16 protein-coding genes are annotated in these 19465 nt (G+C 61.0%); 5 read left to right on the forward strand and 11 right to left on the reverse strand.

Annotated features, from left to right (window positions below):
* Positions 1 to 22: 22 nt before the first annotated feature.
* From AB6O04_RS02535 to AB6O04_RS02545, 3 genes are all read left to right on the forward strand, one after another.
* Complete coding sequence (locus tag AB6O04_RS02535; protein ID WP_368562095.1) at positions 23 to 886, forward strand: pirin family protein; 864 nt, start codon at positions 23 to 25, stop codon at positions 884 to 886.
* 198 nt (positions 887 to 1084) lie between these two features.
* Positions 1085 to 1807 (forward strand): aquaporin Z, encoded by a 723-nt coding sequence (aqpZ, locus tag AB6O04_RS02540; RefSeq protein ID WP_368562096.1) that lies wholly within the window; start codon positions 1085 to 1087, stop codon positions 1805 to 1807.
* A gap of 345 nt (positions 1808 to 2152) precedes the next feature.
* The gene (locus tag AB6O04_RS02545; protein WP_368562097.1) at positions 2153 to 2614 is read left to right on the forward strand and encodes a hypothetical protein; all 462 of its coding nucleotides are present in this window, start codon (positions 2153 to 2155) and stop codon (positions 2612 to 2614) included.
* A 58-nt stretch (positions 2615 to 2672) separates the two neighbouring features.
* Here the strand turns inward: AB6O04_RS02545 and AB6O04_RS02550 are convergent, their stop codons facing one another.
* The 10 genes from AB6O04_RS02550 to AB6O04_RS02595 all read right to left on the reverse strand — a co-directional run bounded on the left by AB6O04_RS02550 (position 2673) and on the right by AB6O04_RS02595 (position 14732).
* Positions 2673 to 3533 carry a pirin family protein gene (locus AB6O04_RS02550; protein WP_368562098.1) on the reverse strand — a complete coding sequence of 287 codons (861 nt, stop codon included), beginning with the start codon at positions 3531 to 3533 and terminating at the stop codon, positions 2673 to 2675.
* A gap of 317 nt (positions 3534 to 3850) precedes the next feature.
* A complete protein-coding gene (locus AB6O04_RS02555; protein WP_368562099.1) occupies positions 3851 to 5212 on the reverse strand; it encodes an NAD-dependent succinate-semialdehyde dehydrogenase in 1362 nt (453 codons plus the stop codon).
* A 162-nt stretch (positions 5213 to 5374) separates the two neighbouring features.
* Positions 5375 to 6217 carry an ABC transporter permease subunit gene (locus AB6O04_RS02560; RefSeq protein ID WP_368562100.1) on the reverse strand — a complete coding sequence of 281 codons (843 nt, stop codon included), beginning with the start codon at positions 6215 to 6217 and terminating at the stop codon, positions 5375 to 5377.
* Positions 6214 to 7152 (reverse strand): ABC transporter permease subunit, encoded by a 939-nt coding sequence (locus tag AB6O04_RS02565; RefSeq protein ID WP_368562101.1) that lies wholly within the window; start codon positions 7150 to 7152, stop codon positions 6214 to 6216. Before AB6O04_RS02565 ends, AB6O04_RS02560 begins: the two co-directional genes overlap by 4 nt.
* Positions 7149 to 8279 carry an ABC transporter ATP-binding protein gene (locus AB6O04_RS02570; RefSeq protein ID WP_368562219.1) on the reverse strand — a complete coding sequence of 377 codons (1131 nt, stop codon included), beginning with the start codon at positions 8277 to 8279 and terminating at the stop codon, positions 7149 to 7151. The genes AB6O04_RS02565 and AB6O04_RS02570 overlap by 4 nt, the downstream gene beginning before the upstream one ends.
* Before the next feature lie 272 nt (positions 8280 to 8551).
* A complete protein-coding gene (locus tag AB6O04_RS02575) occupies positions 8552 to 9685 on the reverse strand; it encodes a polyamine ABC transporter substrate-binding protein (protein WP_368562102.1) in 1134 nt (377 codons plus the stop codon).
* Between the two features lie 156 nt (positions 9686 to 9841).
* Positions 9842 to 10957 carry a polyamine ABC transporter substrate-binding protein gene (locus tag AB6O04_RS02580; RefSeq protein WP_368562103.1) on the reverse strand — a complete coding sequence of 372 codons (1116 nt, stop codon included), beginning with the start codon at positions 10955 to 10957 and terminating at the stop codon, positions 9842 to 9844.
* A gap of 88 nt (positions 10958 to 11045) precedes the next feature.
* Positions 11046 to 12407 carry an aspartate aminotransferase family protein gene (locus AB6O04_RS02585; protein ID WP_368562104.1) on the reverse strand — a complete coding sequence of 454 codons (1362 nt, stop codon included), beginning with the start codon at positions 12405 to 12407 and terminating at the stop codon, positions 11046 to 11048.
* A 169-nt stretch (positions 12408 to 12576) separates the two neighbouring features.
* Complete coding sequence (locus tag AB6O04_RS02590; RefSeq protein WP_368562105.1) at positions 12577 to 13968, reverse strand: glutamine synthetase family protein; 1392 nt, start codon at positions 13966 to 13968, stop codon at positions 12577 to 12579.
* Positions 13965 to 14732, reverse strand: a complete 768-nt coding sequence (locus tag AB6O04_RS02595; protein WP_368562106.1) for a gamma-glutamyl-gamma-aminobutyrate hydrolase family protein — start codon at positions 14730 to 14732, stop codon at positions 13965 to 13967. The genes AB6O04_RS02590 and AB6O04_RS02595 overlap by 4 nt, the downstream gene beginning before the upstream one ends.
* Positions 14733 to 14941: 209 nt before the next feature.
* On the opposite strand from AB6O04_RS02595, the gene AB6O04_RS02600 reads away from it, so the two are divergent.
* Together AB6O04_RS02600 and AB6O04_RS02605 are read left to right on the forward strand one after the other, a co-directional pair.
* Positions 14942 to 16339 (forward strand): glutamine synthetase family protein, encoded by a 1398-nt coding sequence (locus AB6O04_RS02600; RefSeq protein WP_368562107.1) that lies wholly within the window; start codon positions 14942 to 14944, stop codon positions 16337 to 16339.
* Between the two features lie 187 nt (positions 16340 to 16526).
* Positions 16527 to 17810, forward strand: a complete 1284-nt coding sequence (locus AB6O04_RS02605; protein WP_368562109.1) for an NAD(P)/FAD-dependent oxidoreductase — start codon at positions 16527 to 16529, stop codon at positions 17808 to 17810.
* Between the two features lie 158 nt (positions 17811 to 17968).
* Here AB6O04_RS02605 and AB6O04_RS02610 read toward each other — a convergent pair whose 3' ends face one another.
* A complete protein-coding gene (locus tag AB6O04_RS02610) occupies positions 17969 to 19267 on the reverse strand; it encodes an MFS transporter (RefSeq protein ID WP_368562110.1) in 1299 nt (432 codons plus the stop codon).
* Positions 19268 to 19465 lie beyond the last annotated feature (198 nt).

Here is a 19465-nt window from a genome sequence, read left to right on the forward strand (position 1 = left end):
TGCGAACCACACAGGAGGACCCATGACTACTCTCATTACCCCCCGCGTCCATGACCTTGGCGGCGGCTTTGAAGTGCGCCGCGCCGTGCCCAGCCTGCAAGCACGCAGTGTGGGGCCGTTCGTGTTCGTCGATCACATGGGCCCGGCGATATTCGAACCTGGCCGCGGTATCGACGTACGGCCGCATCCGCATATCGGCCTGGCGACGGTGACGTTCCTCTGGGCGGGCGCCATCAACCACAAGGACACACTGGGTTCGGAACAGGTGATCGTGCCAGGCGACGTCAACTGGATGACCGCCGGCCGCGGCATTGCCCACTCAGAACGCACTCCCGTCGGCGAACGCGGCCAGGGCCACGCCGTGCATGGCATGCAGACGTGGGTGGCGCTGCCCAAGACGGACGAAGAGGTCGCACCCGAGTTCCACCACCATGCGGCAGCAACCTTGCCGCAGTGGCGTCGCGACGGCGCCTTCGTACGCGTCATCGCAGGCCGCGCCTTTGGCGAGGAGTCGCCGGTGCGGGTATTCGCCGACACCTTCAATGTCGCCATCGATCTGGACGCTGATGCGGAGTTGGCCATCGACGACACCGCCATCGAGCGCGCCTTGTATGTGTTGGAAGGCGATGCTCAGCTGGACGGCGCCGACATTCCGGAAAAGCATCTGGTCGTGCTGGATCGCGGCGTCCGCTCGGTGCTGCGTGCCAAGACGCCGCTCAAGGCGATGCTGCTGGGTGGCGAACCTTTGGATGCGCCGCGTCATATGTGGTGGAATTTTGTGTCGAGCTCCAAGGAACGCATCGAACAGGCCAAGCAGGATTGGCTCGAAGGCCGTTTCGGGCAGATACCCGGCGAAACAGAATTCATTCCGTTGCCGGAGCGTTGATGTAGCCGTGTCTGGTAGGAGCGGCGTCTCGCCGCGAGCTTTTGCTTCGGCTTCCTCTGATCTGACAGAAAGAGCTCGCGGCGGGGACGCCGCTCCTACACGAGGAGACGCCGCTCTCCTACTTGCCCCCACTCCTTCAGGTGGCTATGGTGCCTGCGCCGTCGACCGACGGCTTGGTCAACATACAAGGAGATTCCGATGAATCTTGGCAAGAAGCTGGCGGCAGAGTTCCTGGGTACGTTTTGGCTGGTACTGGGTGGGTGCGGCAGCGCGGTGTTGGCGGCCAATTTCGGTGGAGATGGCAACCCGCTGGGTATCGGCTTGCTGGGGGTATCGTTGGCGTTCGGCCTTACCGTGCTGACCGGCGCGTATGCCTTCGGCCATATTTCTGGCGGCCATTTCAATCCAGCGGTCAGCTTTGGTCTCTGGGCGGGCGGGCGTTTCCCGGCCAAACAGTTACTGCCTTATGTGGTGGCACAGGTCATCGGCGGCATCGCGGCAGGGTTCATCCTGTTGCAGATCGCTAAGGGCACCGCGGGTTTCGCCATCGACCCCGCCGCTGCCGGCGCGTTCGCCAGCAACGGCTACGGCGCGCTATCACCCGGCGGCTATTCGGTCGCCGCGGGCTTTCTGACGGAAGTGGTGCTGACCGCGTTCTTCCTGGTCGTCATCATGGGCGCTACCCACAAGCGCGCACCGGCGGGGTTTGCGCCGATCGCGATTGGTCTTGCGCTGACCTTGATCCACCTGATCAGCATCCCGGTGACCAACACCTCGGTAAATCCCGCCCGTTCCACCGGTGTGGCGTTGTTTGCCGGCTCCGGCGCATTGAGCCAGCTGTGGCTGTTCTGGCTGGCGCCCATCCTGGGCGGCCTGATCGGCGGCATGCTGTACGGCTGGCTGGGCCGCGACGAGACTTGACCTTCCGCCGGCCCGCGGGTGCAGCTGCGCCCCGCTATGCCACCGAGCCGATGGCAACGAGGCTGTCGCAACGGCAGGCGCTAGCGAATAGCCGCGCTTTTCGTAGAGCGGAGCTTGCTCCGCTCTATAGCCACGCCAGCTGCGGGCACGGCATTCTCCTAAGGTTGTCAATAGCCCATCGGTTGGGCTATGGTCGTTCTACCTGCCAGCGGGGAAGCTGGCAGTGGAAGCCGTGGGAACCATGGGGATAAAGAGGTCCGGCCAGCACGAAGGCCCGCCACGGCGATCCAATTGATGCCACAACATTCGCCGCGCATTGCGACATCGCTCAAGGGGGACCCCCGTATGAAGACCGCTCTCGTCCTAGGTTTGTTGTTATTGCCCGCCACCGCGCTGGCGCAACAGTCGTTTCAATGTCCCGCTTTACCCGCCAACTCCGACCTGCAATGGGAGCAGCGGGTAGATCGCGAATTCATCGCCTGCAAAGCCGTGACGCAAGACGGGCGCCAGGTGTTGAACGTCATGCTGACGACGAAGGACCCTGACATCAGCCTCACCCGTCCGCTACGCGCCGAGGAAGGCATGTTTTCCGGCAAAGAACTGTACTGGTACCGCCCGGACCTCGCCGGCCGCAACTTTCCCGATGCGGAATCGCGCCGTATCACGGTAATCAAGCTAGCCAAGAATCACTACGCCCAGGTTTGGATCAATGCCGGGTCCGCCGAAGAACTAGGTTCGCTGCAATCGCTGGCACAGCAATTGGATGTCAACGAGACCAGCGCGATTTTGCTCTCTGCGGGGCGTTGATTCGTACGATTCGCTCCTACCGGCGGGACGCCACTCCTACATATGCCAATGCCGATATCTAGAAACGCCCCTCCTGGAAATCGACGAAGGCCTGCATCAGTTCCTGCTTGGTGTTCATCACAAATGGACCGTGTCGCATGACCGGTTCGCGTAGCGGCCGACCGGCGACCAGGATCAGTCGCGCGGGTTGGTTACCGGCACGCAGGTGCAGTTCGTTTCCACCTCCCAGTACCGCGAGTTCGTGCGTCTCCAGCGGCCGGGCGTCATCACCTTCGCCCACAGTTACGGCGCCTTCAAACGCATAGGTGAAGACGTTGTGGTCTTCCGGCAACAGATAACGCCAGTCACGCCCCGCTTCCAACGCGATGTCCAGGTACAGCGGATCGGTGGCGGGCTGCACGATGGGGCCGACCACTTCGCCCACTGCGCCGGCAATCACCTTCACGCTGACGCCCTGGGCAGGTGTCGCGACGGGAATGCGATCCGGCGCGAACTCCTGATATTTGGGATCAGTCATCTTCTCGCGCGCGGGCAGATTCACCCACAGCTGGAAGCCCCGCATGCGGCCGGATTCCTGCTCGGGCATTTCCGAATGCACCAAGCCGCGGCCGGCCGTCATCCACTGCACCGAACCCGGCGTCAGCAGACCTTCGTTGCCGTGGTTGTCGCGATGACGCATGCGGCCGTCCAACATATACGTGACGGTTTCGAAGCCACGATGCGGGTGATCGGGGAAGCCTGCCAGATAGTCTTCAGCACGATCGGTGCCGAACTCATCCAGCAGCAGGAACGGATCCAGATCGGGCAGGTCCGGACCGCCGATCACGCGGGTCAGTTTGACGCCGGCACCATCGGAAGCGGCGCGGCCGCGCACTTTGCGCAGGACGCGGGCAGGACTGGTTTGGGTAGCAATGTTCATGGCGGCTCCTTTGTGACCGCTACAAGATGGCACCGCCCCGCCTCCGACGGAATGATGACCAACGTAACCATCTGTTCCAATGATGGACCAGGGTCGCTCGAAGCGGCTGTGTAGGAGCGGCGTCTCGCCGCGAGCGCGCCCCGATAGCGGCACAGTGTCGCGATAAAAGAACGCGCCGCAGCGCGTCCAGATGGCGAACAGGCAGTTTCCATCGCTCTTTGCTTCTATGGCAATCTGACAGGAAGAGCTCGCGGCGGGACGCCGCTCCTACATTGATTTATCGGTTCGGATTTGTGGTTCGTCCGTCCGATAGCACATCAAGCCACATAGACCGACTTGATGTTCATGAACTCATGAATGCCGTGGTCGGCCAGCTCCCGACCAAAGCCTGAGCGCTTGGTGCCGCCGAACGGCAGCCGCACGTCGCTGCGCACGATAGCGTTGACGAAGGCCGCGCCCACTTGCAGCTGACGCGCGACCCTATCGCCGCGTTCGGGGTCGTCCGTCCACACACTGCCACCCAAACCGAATGTGGTGTCATTGGCAACGCGTATCGCCTCTTCCTCGTCGCGCACACGCAGGATGCTGGCAACAGGCCCGAACAGTTCTTCCTCGTAGGCCGGCATGCCGGGCCGGACGTTATCGAGAATCGATGCCGGGTAGCCCGCATACGATCCGTCCGGTACGCAGCCCAACAACGGTTTGGCACCTTTGGCGATGCTGGCCTGCACCTGTTTGTGCAGACCGTCGCGCAGGTCTTGCCGCGCCAGTGGCGCCAACGTGGTGGAATCCTGCTGTGGATCGCCCAACGTCAGTTTGGACGACGCGTCAACAAACCGCTTCACGAATTCCTCCGCGATCGCGTCGACCACGATGAAGCGCTTGGCGGCGATGCAGGTTTGCCCCGCGTTGGCGAAACGCGATGCCACCGCACCGGCCACGGTCTTTTCCAGATCGGCATCGTCCAACACCACGAACGCATCGCTGCCGCCCAGCTCCATCACGCACTTCTTCAACTGCTGGCCTGCATTGGAAGCCACCGAACGCCCTGCACGCTCACTGCCGGTTAGCGTCACCGCGACAATGCGCGGATCGCGAATCACTTCCGCAGCCTGATCGTTATCGATATGCAGCACACCGAACACGCCTGGCGGAATGCCGGCCGCCGCCAACGATTCAGCAATGAGATCGGCGCAGCGCGGCACGTTGCTGGCATGTTTCAGCACGGCGACATTACCGGCCATCAGCGCAGGCGCCAGGAAGCGGAACACCTGCCAGATCGGGAAGTTCCACGGCATCACCGCCAGCACGCAGCCCAGCGGTTCGTAGCGCACGTAGCTCTTGCTGCCATCGGTTGCGATGGACTGGTCGCGCAGATAATCGGCGGCATGATCAGCGTAGTAGTCGCAGGCGCCGGCACATTTCTCCACTTCACCCAGCGCCTCTTTGCGCAGCTTGCCCATCTCGGCGGTCATGGTGCGTTGGAAGTCGTCCTTGCGCCGCCGCAGCTCCGCGCCTACCCGGCGCAGCAACTCGCCGCGTTCGGCCAGCGGCCGGGATGACCACGCAAGAAAAGCCTTCTGGGCCCCGGCCAATACCGCTTCCACGGCTGCCGCGTTCATCAGTTCCTGGCGATGTTCAATCTTGCCGTTGGCGGGATTGATGATGTCGACGGTCATGGCGGGGAGGCTTCGGTGGGATGCGAGATATTTTGACCATTGTGGCGTTAGCGGGTTGTGGGGAACGGGGAATGATCTATCTCTGTCGCCGGAGGTACGTATACCTTCGGCGACAACATTCTTTCATTCCCTGTTCCCTGTTCCCTGTTCCCCGCTCCACCCTCACCCATTCTCCTGCAACGCCATCTGCACATCACGCTGACGCCGCTTTTCTTCGCGGTACATCAACCACCATGCCAAGAACGCGGCGATCGACACCGCCGCGATCATCAGCGTGGCCAATGCGTTGATCTTGGGGCTCAGGCCCAGCCGCACCGACGAAAACACCTTCATCGGCAACGTGGTGGAACTGGGACCGGCGACGAAGCTGGCGATCACCACATCATCCAGCGACAGCGTGAACGCCAGCAGCCAGCCCGACACCAGCGCTGGCGCGATGATCGGCAGCGTGATCAGAAAGAACACCTTGATCCGGTTGGCACCCAGGTCCATGGCGGCTTCTTCCAGCGACCTATCCAACTCGGCAAGCCGCGATGACACGACCACAGTGACGAAGGCCAGCGTGAAGGTCACATGCGCGATCCAGATCGCCATGATGCCTTTGGGCGTCATGTTGAACAGTTCGCCGAGCGACACGAACATCAGCAGCAACGACAGGCCGATGATCACTTCCGGCATCACCAGTGGCGCAGTGATCAGTGCTCCGAAAAGCGTCTTGCCTGTGAACCGGCGCATGCGCGTCATCGCCAGCGCCGCCATCGTGCCCAGTACGACCGCGGCGGTAGCGGTCCAGAACGCCACCTTGATGCTGATCCAGGCGGCGTCGAGCATCTGCTTGTCGCGGAACAACGCGCCGTACCACTTCAGGGAAAATCCTGACCAAACGGTCGCCAGGCGCGACTCGTTGAACGAGTACGCCATCAGGATGAAGACCGGTACGTACAGGAAGGCGAAACCCAGGCCCAGAATCAGCCAGCTCGGCCAGTGGCGGGTGAAGCGGGTCATATCAGCTTCCCTTCCATTTCGCGCTGTTGCACACGGTTGAATATCAGGATGGGAATCAACAGCAGGATCAGCATCACAATGGCGACCGCGGACGCCGCCGGCCAGTCGCGATTGTTGAAGAATTCACCCCACAGCACGCGGCCGATCATCAAGGTGTCCGGTCCGCCCAGCAGCTCGGGAATCACGAACTCGCCCACGGCGGGAATCATGACCAACATGCAGCCGGCGATGATGCCAGCGCGCGACAACGGCAGAGTGATGGTGAAGAACGCTTTCCAGGGCTTCGCGCCCAGGTCGTAGGCTGCTTCCAACAGTCGGTTATCGTGCTTGACCAGATTGGTGTACAGCGGCAGCACCATGAACGGCAGATAGCAGTACACGATGCCGACATAAGCGGCCAGAGGCGTGTACAAAATTTGTCGGCCATCGATCAGGCCCAACCCGACCAGCAGGTCGATGATGCCCAACTTTTCCAGCAGCCTGCCAACCGGTCCGCTGCTCTTGAGAATGCCGATCCATGCGTACACCCGGATCAGGAACGACGTCCACGACGGCAGCACCACCAGCATCATCGCGATATTGCGCGAGGCAGGCGGCAGCCTGGCGATGGCATAGGCGATCGGGTAACCGACCAACAGCGCGAGGAAGGTCGATATTGCAGCGATCTTCACTGAACTCAAGTAAGCCCGTACGTATTGCGAATCGGTGAACAGCGCCACGTAGTTGCTCAAGTTGAGCTTCATGGTCACCGCATTGTTCACGTACTCCATGATGGGCGTGTACGGCGGCATCTGGATCGCCAATTTGGCGAACGAGATCTTCAGTACGATCAGGAACGGGATGGCGAAGAACAGCAGCAACCACACATAAGGAATCCCGATCACCCCCCAGCGCGGGTGCGGCGAGAGTTTCTTGAGGAAGGTGGCGATCTTCATGACGTCAGCACCACGCCGTCGTTGTCGCCCCACCACACCCACACCTCGTCGTTCCAGGTCATGCCTTCGCTTGCCCAGCGCTGCACATTGGCGAAGTTGGCCATGATCTTGTAGCCGCCCGGCAATCGCACGTGATAAACCGAATGGCTGCCGAAGTAAGCGATATCCTCGATGACGCCTTTGGCCTTGTTGTACGACTGCTCCGGCTCCTGCTTGCCGATGCCCAGCTTTTCGGGACGCACCGCGAAGGAAACCTGCTGCCCCTCGAAACCGGAGATACCGTGGCCGATATAAATCGCTACAGGTAAGTGCGGGCAACGGATGGTCACGTAGTCGGATTCATCCTCTTCGATCACACCCTCCATCAGGTTGACCGAACCGATGAACTCGGCGGCGAACCGGCTGGTGGGCTGCTCGTAGATTTCGTCCGGCGTACCAACCTGGCGAATGCGGCCGGCATCCATCAGCGCGATGCGGGTCGCCATGGTCATGGCTTCTTCCTGGTCGTGGGTGACCATCACGCAAGTCACTCCGGACTTCTCGATGATATTGACCAGTTCCAGCTGCATCTGCGAACGCAGCTTTTTATCCAATGCGCCCATGGGCTCGTCGAGCAACAGCAGCTTCGGCCCTTTCGCCAGCGAGCGCGCCAGCGCCACGCGCTGTTGTTGACCGCCGGACAGCTGATGCGGCTTGCGCTTGGCCAGCCGGTTCAGTTGTACCAACGCCAGCATTTCTTCCACGCGCTTGTTGATGGCGTCCTTGGACAAGCCGTCCTGCTTCAATCCGAACGCGATGTTCTGCTCCACCGTCATATGCGGAAACAACGCATACGACTGGAACATCATGTTGATGGGGCGCTCGTACGGCGGCAGGTCGTTCATGACCTGGCCGTCCAGGTAGATCTTGCCGGCGGTAGGCTTTTCGAAACCGCCCAAGCAGCGCAGCAGCGTCGACTTTCCGCAGCCCGATCCACCCAACAACGCGAAGACCTCGCCTTTGCGGATAGCCAGGTTGGTATCGTCGACCGCGACGAAACCGTCGAACTCCTTGCGCACATCGACGATGCGCAGATAGGCCTCGGCATTTTCTTTGGTGCCGCTTTTGGTGCCGTGGTCTTCCACCATGTGATTCCCCATACGGTAAAGCCGCCCGCGCTGCGGGCTGTGAAGAGTGAAGTCGGCGGCTGCGCCGCCTGCAAATAAAGCCACCCGCTTCCATTTACTCTTTACAGCGCCAAAGGCGCGACTTCACCCTTTACCATCTTGGTAAAGCCGCCCGCACCGCGGGCTGTGAAGAGTGAAGTCGGCGGCCATGCCGCCTGCAAATGAAGCAATCCGCTTCTATTTACTCTTCGCAGCGCCGAAGGCGCGACTTCACCCTTTACGCTTCATCACCCTCACTGCCCCGTTTTCAGCTCCGTCCAAATACGCGTGTACTGCCGATCCACTTCAGGCGGAATAATGGCGAAAGTGAAAAGCTTCGCGGCCACTTCCGGTGGCGGATAGATCGTCTGGTCCTCCGTGATGGACTTGTCCATCAGCGGCTTCGACTTGGGGATGGCGTTGGGATAGCTGATGAAGTTCGAGTTATTGGCCATCACCTGCGGATCCAGCAGGTAGTTGATGAAGGCGTAGGCGCTGTCGATATTCTTTGCGCTCTTGGGAATGGCCAGCATGTCGAACCATTGCGGCGCCCCTTCCTTGGGAATGGCGTAGGCGATCTTTACTCCGTTGCCCGCTTCCTCAGCGCGGTCGCGCGCCTGGATGATGTCGCCCGACCAGCCCACCACCAGGCAGGTATCGCCATTGGCCAGCGCGTCGATGTACTGCGACGAGTGGAAGTTGGTGATGTAGGGACGGATGGTTTTCAGCAGCGCCGCGGCTTTGTCGATCACGGCCGGGTCGGTGCTGTTGGGATCTTCGCCCAGGTAGTTCAGGGTAATTGGAATAATTTCAGATGGCGTATCCAGCAGCGTAACGCCGCAGTCTTTCAACTTGGAGATGTTCTCGGGCTTGAAGACGATGTCCAGGCTGTTGGCGATCTCGGTAGTGCCAAACGCCGCTTTCACCTTGTCCACGTTGTAGCCAATGCCGGTGGTGCCCCACATGTAGGGAATGGCGTACTGATTGCCCGGATCCTGCGTTTCGATCCGTTTCATGATTTCCGGATCGAGATTGGCGTAGTTGGGAATCTTGGCTTTGTCCAGCGGCATGAAAACGCCGGCCTGGATCTGCCGGCCCAGGAAGTTCAACGTGGGCACGACGATGTCGTAGCCGCTGGAGCCGGCCAGCAACTTCGTTTCCAGAACTTCGTTGCTGTCGAACACATCGTAGGTGACCTTGATACCCGTCGATTTTTCGAAGTTGGGAATCGTGTCCTCGGCAATGTAGTCGGACCAGTTGTAGACATTGACTTCCTTGGCTTCTCCTTCCTTCTCGCTATTGGCGGCGGTGCCGTCGGCAGGCTTATCGCCGCAAGCGGTCAGAACAGCGCCGATCAGGATAGCGGTCGCTAGGGTTCTCAATTTCATCAATCTCTCTCCAGATATGACGACATGACAGGGGGATGGGCGTGGTGCGGCTTCGATCAGATTTTCCATCTCAGGTTCAACCAGAACTTTTCCACTTCAATTTTTTGCCCTGCCTGGCTGGACCCGCAACACGCCGGCCCACTGTCCCTTAACTTTCTACTGCCCCGTCTTGAGCTCCGTCCATATCCGGGTGTACTGGCGGTCCACTTCCGGCGGCAGTACCGCGAAGGTGAACAGCTTGGCATCCACCTCGGCGGGTGGATAGATCGTGGCATCTTCAACGATGGATTTTTCGATCATCGGCTTGGAAGATGGCACCGCGTTCGGATAGGTCACGAAGTTGGTATTCGCCGCCGCGACTTTTGGGTCCAGCATATAGTTGATGAAGGCGTAGGCGTTATCCACGTGCTTGGCATCCTTGGGGATCGCCATCATGTCGAACCACTGCGGCGCGCCTTCCTTTGGGATCGAGTACGCGATGTCGACGCCGTTGCCCGCCTCTGCGGCGCGGTCGCGGGCCTGGATCACGTCGCCCGACCAGCCCACTACCAGGCAGACATCGCCGTTGGCCAGATCGTTGATGTAGGACGAAGAGTGGAAGTTGCGCACGTACGGCCGGATGCCTTTCAGCAGTGCAGCCGCCTTGTCGATGATGGCGGGATCGAAACTATGCGGATCCTCGCCGAGATAGTTCAGCGCAATGGGGATCAGCTCGGATGGCGTATCCAGCAATGTAACGCCGCAATCCTTCAGCTTCGACAGGTTCTCCGGCTTGAACACCAGGTCCCAGCTATTGGCGACTTCAGTATTGCCGAAGGCGGCTTTCACCTTGTCTACGTTATAGCCGATGCCGCTGGTACCCCACAGATACGGCACGGCGTACTGATTGCCCGGGTCCTGCACCGCGATGCGCTTGAGCAATTCCGGATCGACATTCTGCAGATTGGGAATCTTGGTTTTATCCAGCGGCAGGAACACGCCCGCCAGGATCTGCCGGCCCAGGAAGCTCAGCGACGGCACCACCACGTCGTAGCCGCTGGAGCCCGCCAGCAGTTTTGTCTCCACCATCTCATCGCTATCGAATACGTCATAGACAACCTTGATGCCGGTTGCCTTCTCGAAATTGGGTAGCGTGTCCTCGGCGATATAGTCGGACCAGTTGTAGACGTTGACGACCTTGGCTTCATCGGCCTTCGTCGCTGTTTCATCTTTATCGCCGCAGGCAGTCAATGCGCAGGCCGCCATCAACACCGACAACACTCGAAGCTTCATGAGGTTTCTCCAGAAACCAGCACAGGGGGAGAAAACATAATACGCCCGGCTCTCGCCTTGGGTAGCCGTCGGGTCGTCTCGCAGCCGATCACAAGCCCAATGCCTCGGCCGTGCCGTCAAGCGCCTTCCAGGCTTTCTCGAATAACTCGTCGATCTGTTCGCGGCTGATGATCAAGGGTGGCGACAGCAACATGGCGTCCCAGGTGGCGCGCAGGATCAGCCCGTGCTGCAGGGCGATATCCCGGCATAGCACGCCCACCGAGCCCCGATCCGGGAAGTAACCCCGCTTGCTTTTGTCGGGCACCAGTTCCAGCGCACCCATCATGCCGGCGATACGTGCCTGCCCGACCAGCCGGTGCTCGCCCAACTCAGCCCAGCGCTGCGCCAGGTAAGGGCCGGTGTCCTGCTTGCAGGTTTCGACGATCTTTTCGTCCTGCAAAATACGGATGTTCTCCAGCGCCACTGCCGCGCAGACCGGATGGCCGGAATACGTGCATCCGTGCGCCAGTTCCCCGCCCTGCTCTTTCAAGACGCCGGCGACGCGATCATTGAACATGGCTGCGCCCAACGGGATATAGCCGGACGTGATGCCCTTGGCGATCGTCATGATGTCGGGCTGGAAACCGAAATACTGCGAACCGAACCATTCGCCGGTACGGCCGAAACCGCAGATCACTTCGTCGGCGACCAGCAGCACGTCGTACTTACGACAGATGCGCTCGATCTGCGGCCAATACGTCCGCGGCGGAATGTACACCCCGATGGCGCCCATGATGGGTTCGCCGATGAAGGCCGCCACACGATCCGGCCCGAGCTCCAGTATCTTGTCTTCCAGTCGCTTGGCTGCGAGCAGACCGTAGTCATCCTCGGGCAGCTCGCCGCCATCGGAGAACCAGAATGGCGGATCGATATGGTGGATGTCGGGGATCGGAAGACCGCCCTGCTTGTGCATGCCTTTCATGCCACCCAGGCTGGCACCGGCCATGGTGGTGCCGTGATAGCCGTCGTGGCGGCCGATGAAGATGTTCTTCTGTGGCTGGTCCTGCACCGCCCAGAAATGACGCACCAGACGCAGGATGGTGTCGTTGGCCTCGGAGCCGGAATTGGTAAAGAACGCATGGTTGAGATCGCCCGGCGCCAGTTCGGCCAGCTTGGCCGCCAATTGGATTGTCGGCTCCGTGGTGCACTGAAAGAAACTGTTGTAGTACGCCAGCTGCGTCATCTGTTTCGACGCGGCTTCGCCCAGCTCCTTGCGGCCATACCCGACATTGACGCACCACAACCCGGCGAACGCATCGAGCAGTTGATTGCCTTCCGCATCCCACACATAGCAACCTTCGCCACGGGTAAGAATGCGAGTGCCCTTCTTCGCCAACGCTGCGTTGTCGTTGAATGGATGCAGGTGGTGCGCGGCATCGAGTTGTTGCAGGGTGCGGGTGTCGAGATTCATGGCAGCTCCAGGATCAGCTTTCCCTTCTCCCGCCGGGAGAAAGTGGCGCGAAGCGCCGGATGAGGGAATGGACCATCCGCTCGCGGCCAACTTTCGCTGGTGCCGGATAGCGCACTCCCTCATCCGCCCCTGCGGGGCACCTTCTCCCGGAGGGAGAAGGAAAAAAGCATCAAACATTCAACAACAGGAACTCCCGCTCCCACGAACTGATCACGCGGAAGAAGGTTTCGTATTCCTTGCGTTTCACCGAGATATACGCGCGGACAAAGCGTTTGCCCAGCATGTCCTGCAGTGGCTTGCAGGTTTCCAGATTATCCAGCGCCTCACCCAGCGAACGCGGCAACTCGAAGCCCACGTCCTGTGCGCTGCCGGAAAGCGGCTCGGTGGGTTTGAGCTGTTCGCGGATGCCCAGCAACCCACAGGCCAGTGTCGCTGCCATCGCCAGATATGGATTGGCATCGGACCCAGCGAAGCGGCTCTCCACCCGCGTGTTCTCCGGCGTGTCCATCGGCACCCGCAAGCCGCAGGTGCGGTTATCGAATCCCCACTGCACGTTGATCGGCGCCACCTGGCCCAGCGCCAGCCGGCGATAGGAGTTGACGTTGGGGCCGAAGAACGCCATCGCCATCGGCACGTACTTCTGCAAGCCGGCCAGATAATGTCCGAACAACTTGCTGGTCTTGCCATCGGTCTTGCCGGCGAACACGTTGCGGCCAGTCTTTGGGTCAACCAGGCTCTGATGGATGTGCATGGCGCTGCCCGGTTCGTTCTCCATCGGTTTGGCGAGGAAGGTGGCGTAGATGCCGTGCCGCATCGCCGCTTCGCGCATGGTGCGCTTGAACAGGAATACCTGGTCCGCGCGCGACAACGCGTCGTCGTGAGTGAAGTTGACTTCCAACTGCGCGGCACCGGATTCGTGGATCAACGTATCCACGTCCAGCTCCATCGCTTCGCAATAGTCGTACATCAGGTCCAGGATGGGATCGAACTCGTTGACCGCATCGATGGAGTACGACTGCCGCGCGGTTTCCGGACGGCCGGAACGGCCAGCAGGCGGCAGCAAGGGGAAGTCGGGGTCGGTGTTCTTCTGCACCAGGAAGAATTCCAGCTCCGGCGCTACCACGGGGCGCAGCTTGGCCTCTTCGTACTCAGCCAGCACGCGACGCAGCACATTGCGTGGCGCCAGATCATGCGGCTTGCCGTCCTTGGTATAGCAATCATGGATGATTTGCGCGGTGGGATCAGCCGCCCACGGCACCATGCGAATGGTGTCCGGATCGGGCCGCAGCAGCATGTCCGAATCCGATGGCGAGGTCAGTTCGTAGTAATCGTCGGGATATTCGCCCGTCACCGTGGTGGCGAAGATGCCTTCCGGCAGCCGTGTGCCGTAGTCGTGCGAAAACTTGTCGGCGGGAATGATCTTGCCGCGCGCGTTGCCGGTGATGTCCGGCACCAGGCACTCCACTTCGGTGATGCTGCGTTCCTTCAACCAGCGTCTGAGCGAACTTTCCTGCTGTTCGGGTGCGGCGTTTTTCTTGCTGCGGGTCGGGCGTGGGCTCATGAGTCGTTCCGCTGCGTTCGCTGGGCGGCGCGCGCGCGACAGGCGGCACCAAAGGCTTGAAAGAGAGACAGATAGAACGGGTTTTCGCGCACCCGCCATTCCGGGTGCCATTGCACGCCAAGCAGGAAACCCGGGCCATCATGGCGGAACGCTTCGATCAAACCGTCCGGCGCCACCGCTTCCACCGCCAGGCCTGCGCCCAAGCGCGAGATGCCTTGCCCATGCAACGAGTTGACTTGTGCGCTTTCGGCACTGGCGATGTCGGCCAACATGCCACCGGGCGTCAGCGCGACCGCATGCGCGGGACCGTATTGCTTTTCCAACGGATCGTCGGGTCTTTCGCGATGATCCATGAAGCCCGGCTGCTCGTGGACCTTCTGGTACAGGCTGCCGCCAAAAGCAACGTTCACTTCCTGGAAGCCGCGGCAGATCGCCAACAGCGGCACGCCCATCGCCATCGCCAGCGGAATCAACGCCAGGTTGGTGGCGTCGCGCTTGGGGTCCAGCAGATTGCCTTCGTAACTGGACTCATCGCTGTAATGATGCGGCTCGATGTTGCTGACGGAACCGGTCAGCAGGATGCCATCCACGCTTTCAAGGAACTGCCGCAACGGTAAAGCCGGCTCCAAAGTAGGCAGCAGCACTGGCACCGCTTCCGCACCATCGACCACCGCGCGCGCATACTTCTCACCCACCGCGAGGAAGGGGTGCGCACCGATTTGCTTATGGTCGGTAGGCAGACCGACCAGCGGCAGGCTGGTCATGCGGAAAGCTCGAAGTGGCGTGTCCGCAACTTAACTCGGCCGTTTTATTTTTACAACACAGGGGCTCATTTTTACCCCAGCAGCGCTGATTTGGTGCGGCGCGGCACCATTATTGGTCGTCTTGGCGGCTTGACCGGCCGTGGCGCGTTGAGGATTCTTGACACCCTGTGCCGTCTGCTAAGCTGCCGCGAACTGCCCGTGAAGCCGCCATGACCCGCAATCCACACGTCGAAAGCACGCCTGCGCGCGCCACGCTGTCCGCCGAAGATGTCGCCGTCCTGCAGCGCGTGGAAGGCTGCGAATTGGTGGATCTGCTGCTGCCGGACATGAACGGATTGCTGCGCGGCAAACGCATCACCCGCGACGCGCTGGAGAAGGTCTACGCCGATGGCGTATGCCTGCCGATGTCGCTGATCGCTACCGATATCACCGGCAATACCGTCGAAGAAACCGGATTGGGCTACGACATCGGCGATGAAGACCGCATCTGCCGCCCCGTGCCCGGCTCGCTGAGGCCGGTGCCATGGTCACCGCGCCCCATGGCGCAGTTACTGCTGTCGATGGAGGGCGCTGGCGGCGACATGTTCGAAGCCAACCCGCGCGAAGTTCTGAAACGCGTACTGACACGCTTCGCACAGCGCGGACTGAAGCCCGTCGTCGCAGTGGAGCTGGAGTTCTATCTGTTCGACCAGCGCCTGGACAGCCACGGCCGGCCACGCACGCCGATCAATCCCATGACCGGCCAGCGCAATGAAAGTACACAGGTCTATTACATGGAAGACCTCAACGACTATCGCGGTTTTACCGATGCGGTGGCCGCCACCTGCGCCGCGCAGGGCATCCCTGCCGACACCGCCGTGGCCGAATACGCGCCGGGCCAGTTCGAGATCAACCTCAAGCATCGCGACAACGCGGTGCTGGCCTGCGACGATGCGGTCTACCTCAAGCGCGCCATCAAGGCGGTAGCGCAGCAGCAGGGCATGCAGGCCAGTTTCATGGCCAAGCCCTTCGCGGAGCAGGCCGGCAATGGCATGCATATCCATGTCAGCGTGCTGGACGAGTCCGGCGGCAACATCTTTGCCTCTTCGCCGGATGCGCCTGCCGATACGTTGAAGCACGCTATTGGTGGCTTGCAACGCAGTGCCCGCGACTGCCTGCTGTTGTTCGCGCCACACGCCAACAGCTATCGGCGCTTCGTGCTCAATGCGTTCGTTCCGCTCAACGATTGCTGGGGTTTCAACAACCGCACCGTTGCCATGCGCATCCCACACAGCAACGAAGCCAACACGCGCATCGAGCATCGCGTGGCGGGCGCCGACGCCAATATCTATCTGGTTACCGCCGCGGTACTGGCCGGCATGCTGCATGGATTGGAGAACCGCTTCGATCCTGGTCCGCCGATCACTGGCAACGCCTATGAGCAGACGGAAGTTCGAACACCGTTCTGGCGTGACGCGATAACCGATTTCATGGGCAGCGAATTCATTCGCGAACAGTTCGGCGACTCCTTCCGGCATATCTATGGGCAACAGAAGCGGAAGGAGATGCACAGCTTCTATACTCAGGTGACCGATCTGGAATACGCGTGGTATTTGCGGGCGGTGTGATGTTTTTTTCCCTTTCTCCCTCTGGGAGAAGGTGGCGCGAAGCGCCGGATGAGGGAAGGAGAGTGTCGATCACGGAAGCTGCGCTGCAATCGGAAGATCCACTCCCTCATCCGCCCCCGTATCAAGTACGGGGCAGGCTCTTCGGGGACCTTTTCCCGGAGGGAGAAGGAAAGCCAGCGAGGATCTTTTGACAGTCAAAAACTCCTACCCAGCCAGTTGGTACGCCGCCAGCGCCACGCCGCTGCCGGAACAACCCACGCTGCAAGGCCGAATCGACGCCGACGTCTGCATCCTGGGCGCCGGTTACACCGGCCTGTCGGCGGCGTTGGAACTGGCGGAAGCCGGCTACCGAGTCGTCGTGCTGGAAGCCGAACGCATCGGCTGGGGTGCGTCGGGCCGCAACGGTGGCCAAGCCCTCGTCGGTTTCGGCTGCGAACAGGACAAGCTGGAAACACTGGTCGGCGTGGACGATGCGCGCAAGCTGTTCGATCTCTCGCGCGAAGGCATGGCCTGGATGCATGGACGTATCGCCAAACACGCCATCGCCTGTGATTGGCGCGACGGGCATGCAAGCGTGCCGATCAAGTCACGTCAGGAACGGCAACTGCACGCCTGGCAGGCGCACATGGCCGAACGCTACGACTACCCCATGGAATGGTGGGATCGGGAGCAATTGCGTGCGCAGCTCGCGAGCGATCGCTACCTGGGCGCCGTCTACGATCCGCATAGTGGTCACCTGCATCCGATGGAATATGCATTCGGATTGGCGCGAGCAGCAATGGTCGCTGGCGTACGTATCTTCGAACGTTCGCGGGTGACGCAACTGGTTCGTGACAAATCACCTGTCATGACGACCGCACAAGGAAAAGTGCGTTGCAATCATGCCATCCTGGCAGGCAACGCTTGGCTACGGGGCGTGGCGCCAGAACTGGAGTCGCGCATCATGCCGGTGGGTACCTACATCGGTGCGACGGTGCCATTGGGTGAACAGCGCGCACACGAGCTGATTCGCAACAATATGGCGGTAGCTGACGTGAATTGGGCACTGGATTACTTCCGCCTCAGCCGCGATCACCGCTTGCTGTTCGGCGGACGCGCCAGCTATTCCACCCTGCCTCCGCCCAACCTGCGCGGCACCATGGCCCGGCGCATGCGCCGCGTGTTCCCGCAACTGGGTGATGTGGACATCGAATACGTCTGGGGCGGCTACGTGGACATTTCCCTCAACCGCGCACCGCATTGGGGCCGACTGGCGCCGAACATCTATTTCGCCCAAGGGTTCAGCGGCCATGGCGTGGCGGCGACCGGCCTGGCTGGCAAGCTGATCGCCGAAGCCGTACGTGGCCAGGCCGAACGCTTCGATCTGTTCTCCCGCATTCCGCACCATTCGTTCCCGGGAGGCCGCGCCTTCCGCACCCCGATACTGGTAGCCGCGATGGCGTGGTACAAATTGCGCGATGCGTTGTGGTGAAGCAATCACGGGATGGCGCCGGGTCAACGTAGAGCTAAGCTTGCTCCGCTGCTCTTCGAGCCATGGGTTTGGGTACAAAAAAGCAGCGGAGCAAGCTCCGCTCTACGAGGAGCCAAAGCGGCTATTCGCTATCGCCTGCCGTTGCGACGGCCTCATTGCTACTTACTCGTTGCTATCGCGGGGCGCGGCATCATCCACAACGCCACCAACGTCAGCGCGGCCGCTCCGCACAGGTAATACCCCACGTATGCCAATCCATAGTCCTTGGCCAGATAGGTGGCGATATACGGTGCCAATGAGGCGCCGAAAATGCCGGCCAGGTTGAACGACAGCGACGCGCCGGTGTAACGCACTTCGGTCGGAAACATCTCCGCCAGGATGGTGCCGCAGGGTCCATAAGTCAGTCCCATCACGCCCAATCCCAGCGACAGGAACAGCAGTACGCCCCAGGCATTGTTGGCGGTGAACAGCGGCGCGAAGAATATGCCGAACAGAAAGATAGCGACACTGGCCAGCATCATCGCCAAGCGCCTGCCGCGCCTATCCGCGAACATCGCCGACACCGGAATTCCTGCAGCGAAGAACAGCACGCCCACCATCTGCAGCAGCAGGAACTGTTCGCGCGAATAGCCCAGAGCCGAGGTTCCCCAGCTCAACGCGAATACCGTCATCAGATAGAACAGCACAAACGTCGCCATGGCCGCGAAGGTTCCGGCCAGCAATGCGCGCGGATGCTTCGACAGCACGGTCAGCATCGGCAGTCGCACCCGTTCACCCTTATCGATGGCTTTCTGAAAATCCGGCGTTTCGGCAATACGCAACCGCACCCACAAACCGACCAACACCAGCACCGCACTGGCGAGGAACGGAATGCGCCAGCCCCACGCCAGAAACTGCGCGTCGGTCATTAGTTCGGTGAGCAACAGGAAAATGCCGGTGGAACACAGGAAGCCGATGGGAGCACCCAGCTGCGGGAACATTCCGTACCAGGCGCGCTTGCCCGGCGGCGCGTTTTCGGTGGCCAACAGTACCGCCCCGCCCCATTCGCCACCCAATCCCAGCCCCTGCCCGAAGCGGCACACCGCCAACAGCAAGGGCGCGGCCACACCAATAGTGGCGTAGGTTGGCAGCAAGCCGATGACCACCGTCGACAGGCCCATCGTCAGCAGCGCCGCCACCAGCGTGGCCTTGCGGCCAATACGATCGCCGAAGTGGCCAAATATCGCGGATCCGACCGGCCGGGCGAAAAACGCCAGCGCGAACGTCGCCAACGACTGCAGCGTGGCGGAAGCCGGATCGCTGGCCGGAAAGAACAACTTGGGGAACACGAGCACCGCCGCCGTGGCGTAGATATAGAAATCGAAGAACTCGATGGTCGTGCCGATCAGACTGGCGAACAGCACACGACGCGGGGAATTGCCTTGCACGGGGGGAGCGGAGACGACGGAAGCGGTCATGGGCAACGTTCGGTGAGCGACACCCGATTCTGTCAGATCGCGGCGGCATCGCAAGTCGGGTAGCTCTTTCCTTGTGGGAATCTCTCCTTGTGGGAATCTTTCCTTGTGGGAATCTTTCCTTGTGGGAATCTTTCCTTGTGGGAGCGACGTAAGTCGCGACCGGAAACATCAACGTCGCGACTTACGTCGCTCCCACAA

The sequence above is a fragment of the Pseudoxanthomonas sp. UTMC 1351 genome (assembly GCF_040948865.1).
In the GTDB taxonomy this organism is placed as follows: Bacteria; Pseudomonadota; Gammaproteobacteria; order Xanthomonadales; family Xanthomonadaceae; genus Pseudoxanthomonas_A.

Coding starts and splice junctions, on each gene's coding strand:
- AB6O04_RS02535 (WP_368562095.1), top strand. CDS start 23: ATGACTACTCTCATTACCCCCCGCGTCCATGACCTTGGCGGCGGCTTT.
- aqpZ (WP_368562096.1), top strand. CDS start 1,085: ATGAATCTTGGCAAGAAGCTGGCGGCAGAGTTCCTGGGTACGTTTTGG.
- AB6O04_RS02545 (WP_368562097.1), top strand. CDS start 2,153: ATGAAGACCGCTCTCGTCCTAGGTTTGTTGTTATTGCCCGCCACCGCG.
- AB6O04_RS02550 (WP_368562098.1), bottom strand. CDS start 3,533: ATGAACATTGCTACCCAAACCAGTCCTGCCCGCGTCCTGCGCAAAGTG.
- AB6O04_RS02555 (WP_368562099.1), bottom strand. CDS start 5,212: ATGACCGTCGACATCATCAATCCCGCCAACGGCAAGATTGAACATCGC.
- AB6O04_RS02560 (WP_368562100.1), bottom strand. CDS start 6,217: ATGACCCGCTTCACCCGCCACTGGCCGAGCTGGCTGATTCTGGGCCTG.
- AB6O04_RS02565 (WP_368562101.1), bottom strand. CDS start 7,152: ATGAAGATCGCCACCTTCCTCAAGAAACTCTCGCCGCACCCGCGCTGG.
- AB6O04_RS02570 (WP_368562219.1), bottom strand. CDS start 8,279: ATGGTGGAAGACCACGGCACCAAAAGCGGCACCAAAGAAAATGCCGAG.
- AB6O04_RS02575 (WP_368562102.1), bottom strand. CDS start 9,685: ATGAAATTGAGAACCCTAGCGACCGCTATCCTGATCGGCGCTGTTCTG.
- AB6O04_RS02580 (WP_368562103.1), bottom strand. CDS start 10,957: ATGAAGCTTCGAGTGTTGTCGGTGTTGATGGCGGCCTGCGCATTGACT.
- AB6O04_RS02585 (WP_368562104.1), bottom strand. CDS start 12,407: ATGAATCTCGACACCCGCACCCTGCAACAACTCGATGCCGCGCACCAC.
- AB6O04_RS02590 (WP_368562105.1), bottom strand. CDS start 13,968: ATGAGCCCACGCCCGACCCGCAGCAAGAAAAACGCCGCACCCGAACAG.
- AB6O04_RS02595 (WP_368562106.1), bottom strand. CDS start 14,732: ATGACCAGCCTGCCGCTGGTCGGTCTGCCTACCGACCATAAGCAAATC.
- AB6O04_RS02600 (WP_368562107.1), top strand. CDS start 14,942: ATGACCCGCAATCCACACGTCGAAAGCACGCCTGCGCGCGCCACGCTG.
- AB6O04_RS02610 (WP_368562110.1), bottom strand. CDS start 19,267: ATGACCGCTTCCGTCGTCTCCGCTCCCCCCGTGCAAGGCAATTCCCCG.